The 15,235-nt window shown below is 49.8% G+C and carries 16 protein-coding genes, 1 tRNA gene and 1 pseudogene; 9 read left to right on the top strand and 9 right to left on the bottom strand.

The features are described 5' to 3' along the window. A partial coding sequence (locus RYZ59_RS04600; RefSeq protein ID WP_032083315.1) for an IS1 family transposase occupies nt 1–84 on the top strand: 84 nt, incomplete at its 5' end. Nucleotides 85–99: 15 nt separating this feature from the next. Here RYZ59_RS04600 and RYZ59_RS04595 read toward each other — a convergent pair. The 3 genes and pseudogenes from RYZ59_RS04595 to rclA all read right to left on the bottom strand — a co-directional run. Further along, nucleotides 100–279: pseudogene (locus RYZ59_RS04595) on the bottom strand (DUF417 family protein); the annotation flags it as partial. 10 nt (nt 280–289) lie between these two features. Further along, entirely contained in the window at nt 290–526 is a 237-nt protein-coding gene (gene rclB, locus RYZ59_RS04590) for a reactive chlorine resistance periplasmic protein RclB (protein WP_318045197.1), read from the bottom strand. A gap of 170 nt (nt 527–696) precedes the next feature. Next, the gene (rclA, locus tag RYZ59_RS04585; protein ID WP_318044712.1) at nt 697–2,022 is read right to left on the bottom strand and encodes a reactive chlorine resistance oxidoreductase RclA; all 1,326 of its coding nucleotides are present in this window, start codon (nt 2,020–2,022) and stop codon (nt 697–699) included. Nucleotides 2,023–2,258: 236 nt separating this feature from the next. On the opposite strand from rclA, the gene rclR reads away from it, so the two are divergent. Further along, nucleotides 2,259–3,113, top strand: a complete 855-nt coding sequence (rclR, locus tag RYZ59_RS04580; RefSeq protein ID WP_318044713.1) for a reactive chlorine-specific transcriptional regulator RclR — start codon at nt 2,259–2,261, stop codon at nt 3,111–3,113. Nucleotides 3,114–3,153: 40 nt separating this feature from the next. Here the strand turns inward: rclR and RYZ59_RS04575 are convergent, their stop codons facing one another. From RYZ59_RS04575 to RYZ59_RS04560, 4 genes are all read right to left on the bottom strand, one after another. Continuing rightward, complete coding sequence (locus RYZ59_RS04575) at nt 3,154–6,297, bottom strand: CusA/CzcA family heavy metal efflux RND transporter (RefSeq protein WP_318044714.1); 3,144 nt, start codon at nt 6,295–6,297, stop codon at nt 3,154–3,156. Between the two features lie 11 nt (nt 6,298–6,308). Then, the gene (locus RYZ59_RS04570) at nt 6,309–7,601 is read right to left on the bottom strand and encodes an efflux RND transporter periplasmic adaptor subunit (RefSeq protein ID WP_318044715.1); all 1,293 of its coding nucleotides are present in this window, start codon (nt 7,599–7,601) and stop codon (nt 6,309–6,311) included. A gap of 77 nt (nt 7,602–7,678) precedes the next feature. Next, nucleotides 7,679–8,026, bottom strand: coding sequence for a cation efflux system protein CusF (cusF, locus tag RYZ59_RS04565; RefSeq protein ID WP_137384567.1), 348 nt, complete (start codon nt 8,024–8,026; stop codon nt 7,679–7,681). 32 nt (nt 8,027–8,058) lie between these two features. Beyond that, entirely contained in the window at nt 8,059–9,441 is a 1,383-nt protein-coding gene (locus RYZ59_RS04560) for an efflux transporter outer membrane subunit (protein WP_318044717.1), read from the bottom strand. A gap of 182 nt (nt 9,442–9,623) precedes the next feature. On the opposite strand from RYZ59_RS04560, the gene cusR reads away from it, so the two are divergent. From cusR to uspF, 7 genes are all read left to right on the top strand, one after another. Further along, nucleotides 9,624–10,307, top strand: a complete 684-nt coding sequence (gene cusR, locus RYZ59_RS04555; RefSeq protein WP_318044718.1) for a copper response regulator transcription factor CusR — start codon at nt 9,624–9,626, stop codon at nt 10,305–10,307. After that, on the top strand, nt 10,297–11,748 hold the full coding sequence (locus RYZ59_RS04550) for a Cu(+)/Ag(+) sensor histidine kinase (protein ID WP_318044720.1): 1,452 nt from the start codon (nt 10,297–10,299) through the stop codon (nt 11,746–11,748). Before cusR ends, RYZ59_RS04550 begins: the two co-directional genes overlap by 11 nt. Nucleotides 11,749–11,891: 143 nt before the next feature. Then, nucleotides 11,892–12,218, top strand: coding sequence for a copper-binding protein (locus RYZ59_RS04545; RefSeq protein WP_318045199.1), 327 nt, complete (start codon nt 11,892–11,894; stop codon nt 12,216–12,218). A gap of 312 nt (nt 12,219–12,530) precedes the next feature. Beyond that, nucleotides 12,531–13,037: a hypothetical protein gene (locus tag RYZ59_RS04540; protein ID WP_318044722.1), complete on the top strand. Its 507-nt coding sequence runs from the start codon at nt 12,531–12,533 to the stop codon at nt 13,035–13,037. Between the two features lie 14 nt (nt 13,038–13,051). Then, a complete protein-coding gene (locus tag RYZ59_RS04535; protein ID WP_318044723.1) occupies nt 13,052–13,303 on the top strand; it encodes a hypothetical protein in 252 nt (83 codons plus the stop codon). An 80-nt stretch (nt 13,304–13,383) separates the two neighbouring features. Further along, nucleotides 13,384–14,187, top strand: coding sequence for an MBL fold metallo-hydrolase (locus tag RYZ59_RS04530; protein ID WP_318044724.1), 804 nt, complete (start codon nt 13,384–13,386; stop codon nt 14,185–14,187). A 145-nt stretch (nt 14,188–14,332) separates the two neighbouring features. Next, complete coding sequence (gene uspF, locus RYZ59_RS04525; protein ID WP_202039218.1) at nt 14,333–14,761, top strand: universal stress protein UspF; 429 nt, start codon at nt 14,333–14,335, stop codon at nt 14,759–14,761. Nucleotides 14,762–14,909: 148 nt separating this feature from the next. Here uspF and RYZ59_RS04520 read toward each other — a convergent pair. Beyond that, nucleotides 14,910–14,986 (bottom strand) — tRNA-Arg (locus tag RYZ59_RS04520). Between the two features lie 39 nt (nt 14,987–15,025). Further along, nucleotides 15,026–15,205, bottom strand: coding sequence for a hypothetical protein (locus RYZ59_RS04515; RefSeq protein ID WP_318044725.1), 180 nt, complete (start codon nt 15,203–15,205; stop codon nt 15,026–15,028). Nucleotides 15,206–15,235 lie beyond the last annotated feature (30 nt).

Below are 15,235 nucleotides of genomic sequence, written 5' to 3'. Positions count from 1 at the left end.
CGGAAGTCGCTGTCGTTCTCAAAATCGGTGGAGCTGCATGACAAAGTCATCGGGCATTATCTGAACATAAAACACTACCAATAAGTTGGAGTCATTACCCGGATGTTCATAAAAGAATGACATCAGCGGGCTGTTCGCCACAAACGGCGTAATACTGTCAGCTTCATAAGGTATAAATTTCAATAAACCAATCCAGATAAAGACAATCGCAATACTCAGGCGAATCAAGGTTAATCCAATTCGATCCCCCTGCCCCAGTAAACGAAGATATTTTTCCATGACGGCTATCCTATTTGTACAAAATTGCAGTGGCATAAGTACTGCCATCAATTCTCATCGAGGTAATTTTCCATGATGATGCCTGCTTTTCTTGCGCTAGTTTAGCAATGGCCGCTTCGACAACAGAAGGTGCCGCAGAAACGGTGGAGACACTGACGTGGGCCAGTTCGGTTGGTGTCTGTGCCAGTACGGAAAAAGTTACTGGGGCCGTCAATAACGTTGTCAGCAGTAGCGTCGTTTTAACCATGTTCATTTCTATTTCCATTCATTCGTAATTTCAGTAGCAATATAATAAAACAAGAACGCTAATTTCATTTGTTCCACAACGCCAGAATAGCTGTTCGATAGTATTGTTTTATAAAAAAATGATAAAAAAAGCCCCACACAGGTGGGGCAAAGATGCAGACTTTATATTTATTATTGAACGAGAGAAAAAAGATCGTTTAATGACTCACTCATACTTGGATGGGTAAATATTTGGTCACGCAATACGGTATAAGGTAACCCGGCATCCATCACCGTTTTAATGATATTAATCATCTCATGCGAATCCACACACAGCAGTGAGACACCTAATATCCGCTGCGTATCCGTGTCCACCACCGCTTTAAGTACACCACGCCTATCATCCATGACTCGCGCCCGTGGAATCGCAGTGACGGGAAGCGTCACCACCTGTACCGCCGCACCGCTGGCACGAGCCTGCTCTTCAGTCATCCCCACACGGGAAAGTGGCGGTGTCATAAACACGGAATATGGCACATTTTGCCGATCGCCGGTGTTTCTCAGCCCTTCGCCTAACAGGCCATCACGCACAATACGGAAGTCGTCCAGTGAGATATAGGTAAATTGCAGCCCCCCTGTTACATCTCCCATCGCCCAGATGTTATCCGCCGACGTCCGCAAATATTTATTCACAATAATGCCGCCACGATCGTTCACATCGACACCGGCTTTTTTCAGTTGCAGCTGTTCGGTCGCCGGCTTGCGGCCTGATGCGACCAGCAGTGCATCAACAACCTGTTCCCCTTCCGGCATCTGTAGCTGCACCGCGCCATCATGAGACGAAACCGACTGCACCTTAGCATTGAGAATCAGCTCTACGCCTTTATCGCGTAAAATATCAGCGATCGCATCGGCGATATCCCGGTCCTCACGGGGTAAAAACAGCGGTGCAGCCTCAAAAATAGTGACCTGACTGCCGAAGTTGGCAAACATCGACGCAAACTCAACGCCGATATAGCCCCCTCCCAGGATACCCAGGCGCTGTGGGCGTTGGGTCAAATTCAGCAACCCGGTGCTGTCAAAGACGCCTGGCGTACTGGATAATCCCTCAATATCCGGAATCGTCGACTGTGCACCGGTATTTATAAAAATCTTCTCACCTCTCAGCTCAAGCGTTCCTGTCGACTGCATTACCCGCACGGTATGGTTGTCGACAAATTCAGCACGCCCTGCAATCACATCCACATTTTCCAGATCGGCCAGATTATGGAAGTTTTTATCGCGCAGGAAACTGACCACGGAAGTCTTACGTTGCATCGCAGTCGCAAAGTCATGCTGAAGCTCAGCATCGTGTACCAGGGTTTTGGTTGGAATACAGCCGATATTAATGCATGTTCCGCCATACATGGTGTTGGACTGTTCAATAATCGCTACCCGCCAGCCCGTCTTTGCCAGCGTAGCCGCCAGCGTCTTACCTGCTTTGCCAAATCCAATAATGATCGCCTGATACTGTTTCATACTGCCTCTCCGCAAAGTCATTGTTCATTTGTTACTCTGGATTATAGGCAGTGCCCTGTCAGGCCAGCATATCCATAACGCGCAATATTCTGTTCAATCGTCTACAGCCATATAATAAAAACTAAAAACCCCCAAAACAAAATGCAAAGTAACCATTTGATGGTATTACTTTAATGTGAAAATATGATGATAATCACGGTTCTATCAACGACAATAAAAACTGTTCAGGAGTCTTTATGGATGCACTTAGCCGCTTGCTAATGCTTAACGATCCGCAGGGTTCTATTGATCAAAACTGCCTATTGAGCAGAGACTGGCAACTCCCTCATGCAGCAGGTGAGCTATCCGTGATCCGCTGGCATACGGTAACCCAGGGGAGCGCTTTACTGGAGATGCCTGACGGCAACACTTATACACTGCGTCCTGGTACGGTAGTCATCTTGCCGCAAAACTCCGCGCATCGGTTGTGCCAGTCAGGTGAAGAGCAAACGCATATTGTCTGCGGAAGTCTGCAACTACAGACATCCTCCCGCTATTTCTTAACCGCGCTGCCGGAGGTTTTGCTGCTAGCGCCTGGCGAAAATAGCCCCGTTTACCACTGGCTTACGGCGATGATTGGGCTGATGCAGCAGGAATCGTTGAGCATGCTGCCCGGTTCCAACGTTGTGTGCAGCCAGCAATGCGCCACGCTGTTCACGTTCGCCGTTCGCGAATGGTTATCTCAGGCCCCCCCCGCCAAAAATGTGCTGAATCTGCTATTACATCCCCGACTGGGAGCGGTGGTGTTCCAGATGCTGGAATCACCCGCACATCCCTGGAGCGTTGAAGAACTGGCACAGCGCGCGCATATGTCCCGGGCCAGTTTTGCCCAACTGTTTCGCGAGGTTTCAAACTCCACGCCGCTCTCCGTACTCACCACATTGCGTCTGCAATTCGCCGCCCAGATGCTGTCGCGCGGCGCCCAACCGTTGGTCGTGATTGCCGAATCGGTGGGATATGCCAGCGAGTCATCTTTTCACAAAGTTTTTCTGCGTGAATTCGGCTGTACGCCTGGCGAGTACCGTAAACGGGTGAAAGCGCTGGAATCATAGCGCCCACCCTCAAAGGAGTGAAGGCGAGCGCTAGCAGGGGCTATTTCTGGGTGCGATGCCGGTGTAGCCACATCAGCTTATACGCTGCCGGAATGATGAACAGTGACAGCAAAGGTGCCGTGATCATGCCGCCAATCATCGGTGCAGCGATACGGCTCATGACTTCAGAACCGGCTCCCGTTCCCCATAAAATCGGCAGCAGACCCGCAATGATGACCGCCACAGTCATTGCTTTAGGACGCACACGCAGTACCGCTCCGTGGTACAACGCCTCATCCAGTTTATCCACGCTAAAGGTTTGCGGATTTTCCAGCGCAGGCTCTGCTTCAATGGCGTGGCGCAGGTACATCAACATCACCACGCCAAATTCGGCAGCCACGCCTGCCAGTGCGATGAATCCGGTTCCGGTCGCGACCGACATATGGAATCCCATCCAGTAGAGAAACCAAATTCCGCCTACCAGCGCAAAGGGCACACTGGTAATAATCAACAGTGCTTCGCCAAAACGACGGAATGCCAGATACAGCAGCACGAAGATAATCATCAGCGTCATCGGCACCATCAGTTTAAGCTTGTGGCTGGCGCGCTCAAGCAGCTCAAACTGCCCGGAGAATGCCACGCTGGTCCCCGGTTTTAGCTGGACGTTTTCAGCAATCGCTTTTTTCAGATCGTTCACCACCGACACCATGTCGCGATCGCGGGCATCAATATAGATCCAACTGGTTGGCCGCGCGTTCTCCGTTTTCAACATCGACGGCCCCGAAACCACCTGCACATCCGCCACATCCGCTAGCGTGATTTGCTGTTTCATTGGCGTCAGTATTGGCAGATTTCGTAGTGTTTCCGGGCTATCGCGATAGCTTTGTGGATAACGCAGATTGATCGGATAGCGGGCGATACCTTCAACCGTTTCACTTACCATCGCGCCGCCTACCGCTGAGGTGATAAACAGTTGCACATCACCGACGGTCATTCCATAACGGGCGGCCTTTTCACGATGAATATCTACGCTAAGATAACGCCCGCCGACCAGGCGTTCAGCCAATGCGGATGCCACGCCAGGCACCGTTCTTGCGACTTCTTCGATTTGCTCTGCCGTGGCGTCAATATCCGCTAACACGGTACCCGAAACCTTAATGCCGATAGGACTTTTAATCCCCGTAGAGAGCATATCGATACGGTTACGAATTGGCGGTACCCACAGATTCGCCAGCCCCGGTAAACGAACGGTTTTGTCCAGTTCCTCAATGATTTTGTCCATCGTCATCCCTGGACGCCACTGATCCTGCGGCTTCAGTTGGATGGTGGTTTCCACCATTTCTAACGGTGCGGAGTCGGTCGCCGTTTCAGCTTTACCGGTTTTACCAAACACGCGCGCCACTTCAGGAACCGTCATGATGAGCTTATCGGTTTTTTGCAGCATATCTGCCGCCTGTGCTGCGGAAATGCCCGGCAAGGTTGAAGGCATATACAACAGATCGCCTTCGTTAATCTGCGGTAGGAATTCGCCCCCAACCTTATTCAGCGGGAAGATGACGGTCAGGATCGACAGCACCGCCACCAGCAGGGTCATTTTTGGCCAATGCAGCACCTTCAACAATAACGGATGGTAAATACGAATCAGGAAACGGTTAAGCGGGTTGCTGCTTTCCGCCGGGATCTTGCCACGGATCCAAAACCCCATCAGGATCGGGATCACCACAATGGCCAGAAACGCAGCGCCTGCCATGGCGTAGGTTTTGGTAAACGCCAACGGACCAAACAACCGTCCTTCCTGCCCTTCGAGCGTGAAGATGGGGATAAACGACAGCGTGATAATCAGTAAGCTAATGAACAACGCCGGGCCGACTTCCACCGAGGCGTTGGTGATGACTTTCCAGCGCGTGTCGTTATCCAACTTTTCACCCAGATGCTGATGCCCCCACTCTTCCAGCCGCTTATGCGCGTTCTCAATCATAACGATTGCGGCATCAACCATCGCGCCGACCGCGATGGCTATCCCCCCAAGCGACATAATATTGGCGTTCAGCCCCTGGAAATGCATCACGATAAACGCGATACACAGTCCCAGCGGCAGAGAAATAATGGCTACCAGCGCCGAGCGGATATGCCACAGGAACAGCGCGCACACCAGTGCCACAACGATAAATTCTTCCAGCAGCTTGTAGCTCAGGTTGTCAATCGCGCGATCGATCAGTTGACTGCGATCGTATGTTGTAACTATTTCAACGCCTTCCGGCAGACTGCTCTTCAGCGTTTCAAGTTTAGCCTTAACCGCGGAGATCACCTCGCGCGCATTTTTACCGGAGCGCAGGATGACTACGCCGCCTGCCACTTCGCCTTCGCCATTCAGTTCGGCGATCCCGCGGCGCATTTCCGGCCCAATTTGTACGCGGGCAACATCACGCAGATAGACCGGAACGCCATCAGCGCCGGTTTTCAGTACGATACTATTGAAGTCATCAAGGGACTGCAGATATCCACTGGCGCGGACCATGTACTCCGCTTCGGCCATTTCGACAGATGAACCACCGGCTTCCTGGTTTGAGGCATCCAGCGCCGATTTCACCTCACCCAGGCTGATGCCATATTGCGTCAGCTTCATCGGATCGATGACAACCTGGTACTCTTTAACAACACCGCCCACCGAGGCAACTTCCGCCACGTTAGGGATAGTTTTCAATTCATATTTTAAGAACCAGTCCTGCAGCGAACGTAATTCAGCGAGATCATGTTTGCCGCTGCGATCCACCAACGCATATTCAAATATCCAGCCGACCCCTGTCGCATCCGGTCCCATTTCAGCACTGACGCCTGCGGGTAATTTCCCCTGCACCTGGTTGAGATATTCCAGGACACGGGAGCGCGCCCAATAAGGATCGGTACCGTCTTCAAAAATGACATACACGTAAGAGTCGCCAAACTGCGAGAAACCACGCACCGTTTTCGCTCCCGGCACCGATAGCATGGTGGTGGTCAACGGATAGGTCACCTGATTTTCAACAATTTGCGGCGCTTGCCCCGGATAACTGGTTTTGATGATCACCTGCACATCAGAGAGATCGGGCAGCGCATCAACCGGCGTATTCACGATGGTCCAGGTGCCCCAGATGCTGAGAAACAGCGCCCCCATCATCACCAGGAAACGGTTTGCCACCGAGCGGCGAATAATCCATTCAATCATTTATCATGTCCTCAGTGTGAATGGGTCGCCTGGGCTGGCATCGCGGGTACCGCGTGTGCCCCGTTTGTCTGGGCGCGCATACGGTCCAGAGCGCCAGAAATATTCGCTTCGGAATCAATCAGAAACAGACCGCTGGACACCACATTTTCACCTTCGCTCAGACCAGAGCGGATGGCCGTTAAGCCCTGAGACTCATGGAATACGGCAACCTGCTTAGGTACAAATCGTCCTTCATTATCGACGGTGATAACCCGCTGTTCGGTACCGGTATCAATCAGCGCTTTAGACGGGATCAGCAGCATCGGTTCGCTTTGCGTTTTTAGTTGCAGATAGGCATTCATTCCCGGCTTCAGGGCCTCATCCGGGTTACCAACCTGCAGGCGAAGCTGGAGCGTACGCGTCGTGGCATCCACACTCGGCAAAATACTCCATTTGCTAATGGTGAAGGATTTACCCGGCCAGGCAGGTACGGTAATGGTGAATTGCGAGGCGTCTTTAATCAGCCAGGCGATAGATTCCGGGACTGAAACACTGACCCATACCGGGTCCATTCCCTGAATTTTCGCGACCACATTATCTTTTGAAATGTTCATACCAGTACGTAAATCAAACGCGGTAATCACCCCATCAATAGGGGCCTTCAGGGTAAAGCGGGTCTGAATTTTCCGCGTCGCTTTCAAGCGTTGAATGTCCGCCTCCGGCATTCCCGCCAGACGTAATCTCTCCAGAATGCCTTCAACCTGCGTCGCGCTGCCGCCCGTTTCCCGCAGCAGTAAATATTCACTTTGTGCTTCTACCCAGTCCGGGATTGTCAGATCGATAAGCGGCGAGCCCTGCTTAATTTTGTCGCCCACGGTCAGCGGATAGACCTTCTCGATAAAACCTGCCGAACGCGCCTGAACAATGACAAATTGATATTCGTTATAACTGACGTTCGCCGGGAAAGTTTGTGCATATTGCAATGGCCCACGGCGCACGGGTTCGGTTTTTAGCCCCAGATTCTGGGTCTGTGTCGGGTCAATACGCACACCCGGTGCGGATGTACTCGCTGTCTCTTCATCGGCATATTTCGGGATCAGATCCATATCCATAAACGGTGATTTACCCGGTTTATCAAACCGCGTGTTGGGATACATGGGGTCGTACCAGAATAAAACTTTACGCTCTTCTTTTTTTTGAGCAGCGCCGGTATCGGCCGATACTTTTGCGGATGAATAATAGGTATACACACCGACAGAAATAATTCCGCCGACAATCATGCTGCCGAGAATAAGCGCGGTATTTTTAATATTTAAAGACGCCATAGTGATTTCCATTGCGCGATAGTCTCGCCCGTGTTCAGGAAACCCCGGGCAAGAATAAAAGAGAGCAGCGAGATCCGTTATTTACTGATGTGAATATCGCGTAAGACAGAGAGATTTCCCTGCTGAACAAACGTAAAGGCAACTTTATCACCAGGCTGAATATCGTCGGCCTTGGTATCAGGTACCAATGTGAAACGCATCGTCATTGCCGGCCAGTTCACTGCGGGAATCGGTTCATGTTTAATCGTGACTTTTTTACTATCCATATCAATAGATTCAATCACGCCTGTCGCGCTAATCACTTGCTCCTGCTGGGCCGCAGGCGCCATATTCATCATCTCGCCATGCTGATGTTCATTGGCCTGAGCGTTAAACATGACGACAGATAACACAGTAAACAAAGCGGCTTTAGCGGTAGTTTTCATGCAATATACTCCTGAGAATTTAAGATTAAAGATCATTCAACCCAGCCACCGCCTAAGGCAGCAAACAGCTTAATTTCATTAACCTGTTGGGCATAGTTAAGGTCGAGCAACGATTGCTGTGTCGTGAATAAAGAACGCTCGGCGTCCAGTACTTCGATATAACTAACCGCACCATTTTGATAGAGTGCACGAGCGCGTTGCAGCGTGATGTGTAATGAGTCCAGATAACGCTGCTGTCCGGTAATTTGATCGGCAAGGCTTTGGCGCAACACCAGCGCATCCGCAACTTCTTTAAATGCGTTCTGAATTTTCTGCTCGTAATTCACCACCGATTGCTGCTGGCGGATTTCTGCTAAATCGAGATTTGACTGATTACGTCCAGCATTAAAGATCGGAATGTCTATTTTCGGGACAAAATTCCACATGCCGCTGGCCGCATTAAAGAGGTTGGAAAGATCGCCACTGCTGCTGGATACAGAGCTGGTCAGCGTAATCGATGGGAAAAATGCCGCTCGTGCAGCGCCAATATTGGCGTTCGCCGCCAGCAATCCATGTTCGGCTTCCATAATATCCGGACGCTGCAATAATATTTGCGATGGGAGTGCGGGGGGCAGTGTCACGGGTTTTATATCACCGCGACTGCGCACGCGGTCGTCCGGTAATTTCCCGTACGTCCCCAGCAATAGTTGCAGCGCGTTGTTCGCCTGCGCCAGTTCGCCCTGGCGTTTGGCAATATCGCTACGTGTGCTTTCAATCACGCCGCGAGCCTGTTCCAGTGCCAGCACGTTCGTACTGCCGGTCATCAACTGTTTCTCGACAAACGCATAAGAGCGTTGGTAGTTTTGCAACGTTTCTTCGGCAATTTGCAGCTGCGCATAAGCCAGACGCTGGTTGAAATAGCTTTGCGCCACGTTAGAAATTAATGAGATATGCACCATCCGACGCGCTTCTTCACTGGCGAAAAAATTTTGCCGATCGGCTTCACTCATATTTTTCAGTCGTCCAAAGAAATCCAGATCGAAACTGAGATTCAGTCCCGCTTCAAATTCCCGGTTAGTACTGCTATCACCTTTTAATTTCCCGCTATAGGTACCGCTGGAACCGGCGTTAAGTTGCGGGTAACGATCGGCATCCGTCACACCATATTGCGCTTTCGCTTCCTGAACCTTCAGTACCGCCATGCGTAAATCACGGTTATTGACCAGCGCCTCACCAATCAACGCCTTCACCTGGGAGTCAACAAAAAAGGTACGCCAGCCCGTATCCTGATATCCCATCGGGGCCGAAACCAGCGTGTTCTGACTTAAGGAGAATTGCTGCGGAACCGGCAATGCCGGACGCTGATAGTCCGGTGCCAACGAGCAGCCAGCCAGAACAAAAATAGCGCTGAGGGTAAGAAGCTTAAATTTGTACATAGTTCTTCTCGTCCAGACCGGACTGATAACCATAAAAGATGTGTGAATTTATACCTGAATGACTCTGTTTAACCGGTGACAGGAAAATGACAAAACTGTCATTTTCCCAATAACCGATTGCTATCCGATCCGCCTTCTCTAGAATTGAAAATCCGCACAGCCAGTGCGTGATGGAGAATGTCATGAAGATTTTGATTGTCGAAGATGAAAAAAAAACCGGCGAATACCTGACCAAAGGCCTGACGGAAGCGGGTTTTGTTGTGGATTTGGCGGACAACGGTCTGAACGGATATCACCTGGCAATGACCGGTGATTATGACCTGCTCATTCTCGACATCATGCTGCCCGATGTAAACGGCTGGGATATCGTGCGGATGCTGCGCACCGCCAACAAAGGCATGCCCATTCTGCTGCTCACCGCACTGGGTACCATTGAGCATCGGGTCAAAGGTCTGGAGCTGGGAGCTGATGATTATTTGGTTAAACCGTTTGCCTTTGCGGAATTGCTGGCGCGGGTCAGAACGCTGCTGCGACGGGGGGCCGCGGTCATTGTCGAAAGTCAGTTTCAGGTTGCGGATTTAATGGTCGATCTGGTCAGCAGAAAAGTTACCCGCAACGGCGCACGCATTACCCTGACCAGTAAAGAGTTTACGCTGCTTGAATTTTTCCTGCGTCATCAGGGAGAGGTGTTGCCGCGTTCACTGATTGCCTCTCAGGTCTGGGATATGAATTTTGACAGCGACACCAATGCGATTGACGTCGCCGTGAAGCGTCTGCGGGCCAAAATCGATAATGACTTTGAGCCGAAACTGATTCAGACCGTGCGTGGCGTGGGGTACATGCTTGAGGTGCCGGATGGCCGCTAAACGATTACAGCGTCCTTTTTCGCTGGCAACACGGTTAACCTTTTTTATCAGTCTGGCGACTATCGCCTCATTTTTCGCTTTCGCATGGATAATGATCCACTCGGTGAAAGTCCATTTCGCAGAGCAGGATATCAATGATTTAAAAGAGATCAGCGCGACGCTGGAGCGTATTATTAACCACCCGAACGAACCGGAATCGCGTCGGCTGGAAACACTAAAAAACGTAGTTTCGGGTTATTCTAACGTTATTATTTCTCTGGAAGATGCCAATCAGAGGGCTATTTTCCATTCACCTAATGCGCCGGATCTTCGTCAGTTTATCGCCACGGCAACGCCGGATAAAAATGCCCATACCCGGAATGTCTTTTTAATTTCCGGCCCAACGCTGCAAACATCAGAACATGCGCACGGGAAAAACGCATCCTCCAACTGGCGAATGATTCGTTTGCCCATTGGGCAGTTGCCAGACGGGAAACCGGCCTATACGTTGTTTATGGCATTATCGATCGATTTTCATCTGCACTACATTAACGATCTGAAAAACAAGCTGATCATGACAGCATCGTTAATTAGCATGATGATTGTTTTTATCGTGCTGTTCGCGGTCTATAAAGGCCATGAACCGATCCGTAATGTCAGTCGGCGCATCCAAAATATCACCTCTAAAGATCTCGATGTCCGCCTGGACCCGCAGGCCGTGCCGATTGAGCTTGAGCAACTGGTTGAGTCGTTTAATCACATGATCGAACGAATCGAAGATGTGTTTAAACGTCAGTCCAATTTTTCTGCAGATATTGCTCACGAGATCCGCACGCCAATCACCAATCTGGTCACGCAAACAGAAATTGCCCTCAGCCATCCCCGCAGCACGAAAGAGCTGGAAGATGTGCTCTACTCAAATCTCGAAGAGTTTGGCCGCATGTCGAAGATGGTGAGTGATATGTTGTTTCTGGCACAGGCAGACAATAACCAGTTGATCCCGGAAAAAACAGCACTGAATCTTGCGGATGAGGTCAGTAAAGTGTTCGACTTTTTCGAAGCCTGGGCGGAAGAACGCGAAGTCAGCCTGCGCTTTGAAGGTCGGGCATGCTGGGTTTCTGGCGACCCGTTAATGTTACGCCGGGCAATGAGCAACTTGCTCTCTAACGCGATGCGCTATACGCCAAAAGGCGAGTCTGTCACCGTGCGAGTGAAAGAGGCCGATGATCTCGTGCATATTATTGTGGAAAATCCCGGTACGCCAATAGCCGCGGAACATCTGCCACGACTCTTTGACCGGTTTTATCGCGTCGATCCCTCACGACAGCGTAAAGGCGAAGGTAGCGGTATTGGCCTGGCGATAGTGAAATCGATTGTGATTGCCCACCAGGGCAAGGTCTCCGTAACGTCCGACGCTCGCGCTACCCGCTTTATTCTGACATTACCCAAGTATGCCGCTTAATTATTATTGGTGGCGCTGATGCGCCATCGATTAAACCTGAGATTAAAATTATTTTTCTCTGACATCATCGTCATAATCCTGTCACCTCACTGACAGCCCCTGCTGATTATAATTCTCCTGTAAACCGACACTGGAGAAATATGATGAATAAGATATCTTCCTTTTTAGCTATCGTTTTTTTTATCTCAGCTGGCGTTAATGCGGCAGAAACGTCTACAACGCATCAACAGGCAGCTATGGCTCACGAGATGATGAATAACAGCGATGCACCTGCGCATCAGCAAATGGTACAAACACATGAAGCGCAGGTGCAAAATAGCCAATCCGCACGGACTAGTGCACCGTCTTTTTCGCAAATGAATGAACATGAAAAAGCGATGGTCGTTCATCAGTCAATGAATAATAGTCATTCATATTCACATGAACTGCAGGCGAAAAAACATCGCGAACAGGCAGCAACCCAAGGGTAGTCCATCGTCCCCACCAAACCACGCGCGCGGGCCTGCCTGCGCGCTTCTCCCTTGGTTAATGTCAATATTAGTATTCCATTAAATCCCCTGGCAAGACGTTAAATAATACAAACAGTGCAATAAAATTGTTTTAGACCCGTAAACAATGCTCGCATATCATCGCAAATATTAATATCAACATTCCTCCTCGATTAAAATTTAGGAATCTCCCTAGTATTCGCTATTACTATTTAATGGGAGACTGCTGTCGTCTACATGACAAATAGATTTGCATTCCTATATATAAATTTAATAATGATAGCGAGTAACAAAATGAATAAACGTCTGCTGGCCATTTTTGTCCTCGGCCTGACAACTGCTACAACAGCATGTGCAATCACCCCTGCAATGCAGAAAAAATATGAACGTTCAGGTTGTACGCAGATAAGTGAAATCAACGGTTGCGATGTCAATAAATCTTATCAGTGGAACCGCGATCATGGCTTTATCGAGAACGATCAAAGCCAGCAAAATCGCCATCATCGTCATGCTGAAGATAAGCAAAATACCCGCAATCAAGATAATCATGATCATGCCGGTATTGATGGCAAATTCACCGGTAATTACGTTGCCAAATTTGAGAATGGCCAACGTAGTGTTGATATTCACGTAGAAGACTCTGGCGTCTACGTAAATGGTCATGAAGTGCGTGACGTGAATACCTATAAAGATACGATGACCTTCCGCGTGGGATATGCCACTTATACCCTTAAAACGGATGGTCACGGTAGCTGGAACAATCCTGATGCCGGTAATGCTGGCAAAATTGTGCGTGAATAATGGGTAACGTCACAATGAAAAAGCTGATATCCGCAGGGATTATTGTGGCCAGCCTGTCGGGTTGTGCAGAACATCCTTATCTTTCGGCTGCAGCCGTAGGTGTAGGTGCGGCGGCGGTTGCCACGGCAATAGCCAACCACAAAAACCGTGAATCTAACCGCGATAAAGAGCATGAACGCCAGGAGCGCGAGCAAAGGGAAAATCAGCATGCATGGCGGCATAATCACCATCACCATAATGATGACGGCCACGACTATCATCGTTGAGCCGTCCCAAAGAGCGCTGAGATCACAGCGCTCTGACATTCCATGCGTTACAGTATGCCGCTTTAACGCTGGAGTCAGGCATGGCTTTAACCCTTACGGTGTTGCTTGAAAACAGGCGCGCCAGCGGTGCAGAAAAAGCCCTACGGGCAAAACCTGGATTAAGTCTGTTAGTTCAGGATGAAACCACCACAATATTATTCGATACCGGGCCTGATGACAGTTTTAGGCACAATGCCGCACTGATCGGCGTAGACCTGTCTCAGTTAACCGCTGTCGTGCTCTCACATGGCCACTATGATCACTGTGGCGGCGTGCCGTGGCTTCCCGATAACAGCCGCGTCATCTGTCATCCACACATTGCCTGCGAACGTTACGCAGCATTCACGTTTGCAGGATATACCCGTAAAATCAAGAAACTATCACGCGAGAATGATTACTCTCGTCTGCAGATGGCGTACTCCCGTGAGCCTTTGCCCCTTAGCGAACGCTTTCTGTGGTCAGGAGAAATATCCGTATCCGCACCGCAGGCCTACGGTGTCATCAATGAAAATCCTCCCCAACAGGACTACATCACTGACGAAGGGGTATTGATCTACAAGTCAGACCGCGGATTAGTCATCATTACCGGCTGCGGACATCGGGGTATTGCCAATATCGTCGCTCACTGCCAGAAAATAACGGGCATCAGCAAAATTCATGCCCTGGTCGGTGGCTTCCATTTACGCTGCGCATCGCCCTATACGTTATGGCAAACCCGACGATTTATTAAACAACGGCAGCCAGAAAAAATTCTCGGCTGTCACTGCACCGGCGCGTGGGGACGTTTATGGTTGCCAGGACAAGAAGCCCCCGCGACAGGAGATGTTATTGTGTTGGCCGAATAATAATCACCACTGTGGTTGTTGCATCTTCATCACATAACATTCATGAATATCAAAATGCGCGCACAACCTTGATCTGGTCACTTATTATACAGAAATAAAGTTCGCTACACTCAGGACAGAGGTAAACAAACAGGAGGTAGTGAATATGTATCGCTCTATTCTGGTGCCCATTGATATCTCTGAAGCCGATTTAACTCGCCATGTTATTCCGCAGGTTGAAGCGCATGCAAAAACCGCTAAGGTCCATTTTTTAGCGGTCATTCCTACCGTTCCGTTCTACGCATCACTCGGGCTTGCCTACTCCAACGAGTTCCCGGACAGAAGTGGTATACAGGCGAAAGCCACCGAAAAGCTCAACGACATTGTTAAGCAATTCAATATCCCCGCCGGCCGAACTCAGACCCATGTGGTTTATGGCCCACCGAAAGATCAGATCCTTAAACTGGCAGATGCCGTGGACGCCGAATTGATCGTCATTGCATCCCATAAACCGGGTTTCAGCACCTATCTATTGGGGTCAACCGCCGCTGCCGTAGTACGTCATGCTAAATGTCCCGTGCTTGTTGTGCGGTGATATTGGTTAGAAAAACAGGAAAACGGGAGCGATCAGGCTCCCGTTTTTATATCCCCAAAACGCTCCAGAAAAAGTTAAATGCAGAGCCGTTGATGTAGACGTTATGCCTACTGGAATAAAACCGTGCCGAGAGGATATTTTATCGAAATGGTACGCCCTGTAGGATTCGAACCTACGACCTACGGCTTAGAAGGCCGTTGCTCTATCCAACTGAGCTAAGGGCGCATAGAGAAGTGATGACTTCATGCAGATGAAACGCGTGAATTATACGGTCAGCGCTTGCTGAGTCAATGCCTTTTGTTCCGGTTGCTGACGAAGTGTACGAATGTTGTTTTTTTCTGGTCGTTCATGGGGTTCCAGGAAATCACCTGGTAACAACTCAGCCAGCATAATGCAGGATTTAAGGTTACAAGTATTTAGAAAATTAATGGTTTTGCTTAACATTCCCCAACCACTTCCCTGCTGTTCAGGACC

Source organism: Citrobacter sp. HN-141, from assembly GCF_033341895.1.
Lineage (GTDB): Bacteria > Pseudomonadota > Gammaproteobacteria > Enterobacterales > Enterobacteriaceae > Citrobacter.
Note: the sequence above shows the minus strand (reverse complement) of the source record. Positions and strands in the feature narration are given on the sequence as shown.

Excerpts from the sequence above, each read along its gene's own strand:
- RYZ59_RS04515 (WP_318044725.1), bottom strand. The coding sequence starts at position 15,205 with ATGTTAAGCAAAACCATTAATTTTCTAAATACTTGTAACCTTAAATCC.
- RYZ59_RS04560 (WP_318044717.1), bottom strand. The coding sequence starts at position 9,441 with ATGTACAAATTTAAGCTTCTTACCCTCAGCGCTATTTTTGTTCTGGCT.
- RYZ59_RS04575 (WP_318044714.1), bottom strand. The coding sequence starts at position 6,297 with ATGATTGAATGGATTATTCGCCGCTCGGTGGCAAACCGTTTCCTGGTG.
- rclB (WP_318045197.1), bottom strand. The coding sequence starts at position 526 with ATGGTTAAAACGACGCTACTGCTGACAACGTTATTGACGGCCCCAGTA.
- RYZ59_RS04550 (WP_318044720.1), top strand. The coding sequence starts at position 10,297 with ATGGCCGCTAAACGATTACAGCGTCCTTTTTCGCTGGCAACACGGTTA.
- cusF (WP_137384567.1), bottom strand. The coding sequence starts at position 8,026 with ATGAAAACTACCGCTAAAGCCGCTTTGTTTACTGTGTTATCTGTCGTC.
- RYZ59_RS04530 (WP_318044724.1), top strand. The coding sequence starts at position 13,384 with ATGGCTTTAACCCTTACGGTGTTGCTTGAAAACAGGCGCGCCAGCGGT.
- cusR (WP_318044718.1), top strand. The coding sequence starts at position 9,624 with ATGAAGATTTTGATTGTCGAAGATGAAAAAAAAACCGGCGAATACCTG.
- uspF (WP_202039218.1), top strand. The coding sequence starts at position 14,333 with ATGTATCGCTCTATTCTGGTGCCCATTGATATCTCTGAAGCCGATTTA.
- RYZ59_RS04535 (WP_318044723.1), top strand. The coding sequence starts at position 13,052 with ATGAAAAAGCTGATATCCGCAGGGATTATTGTGGCCAGCCTGTCGGGT.
- RYZ59_RS04570 (WP_318044715.1), bottom strand. The coding sequence starts at position 7,601 with ATGGCGTCTTTAAATATTAAAAATACCGCGCTTATTCTCGGCAGCATG.
- rclA (WP_318044712.1), bottom strand. The coding sequence starts at position 2,022 with ATGAAACAGTATCAGGCGATCATTATTGGATTTGGCAAAGCAGGTAAG.
- RYZ59_RS04545 (WP_318045199.1), top strand. The coding sequence starts at position 11,892 with ATGAATAAGATATCTTCCTTTTTAGCTATCGTTTTTTTTATCTCAGCT.
- rclR (WP_318044713.1), top strand. The coding sequence starts at position 2,259 with ATGGATGCACTTAGCCGCTTGCTAATGCTTAACGATCCGCAGGGTTCT.
- RYZ59_RS04540 (WP_318044722.1), top strand. The coding sequence starts at position 12,531 with ATGAATAAACGTCTGCTGGCCATTTTTGTCCTCGGCCTGACAACTGCT.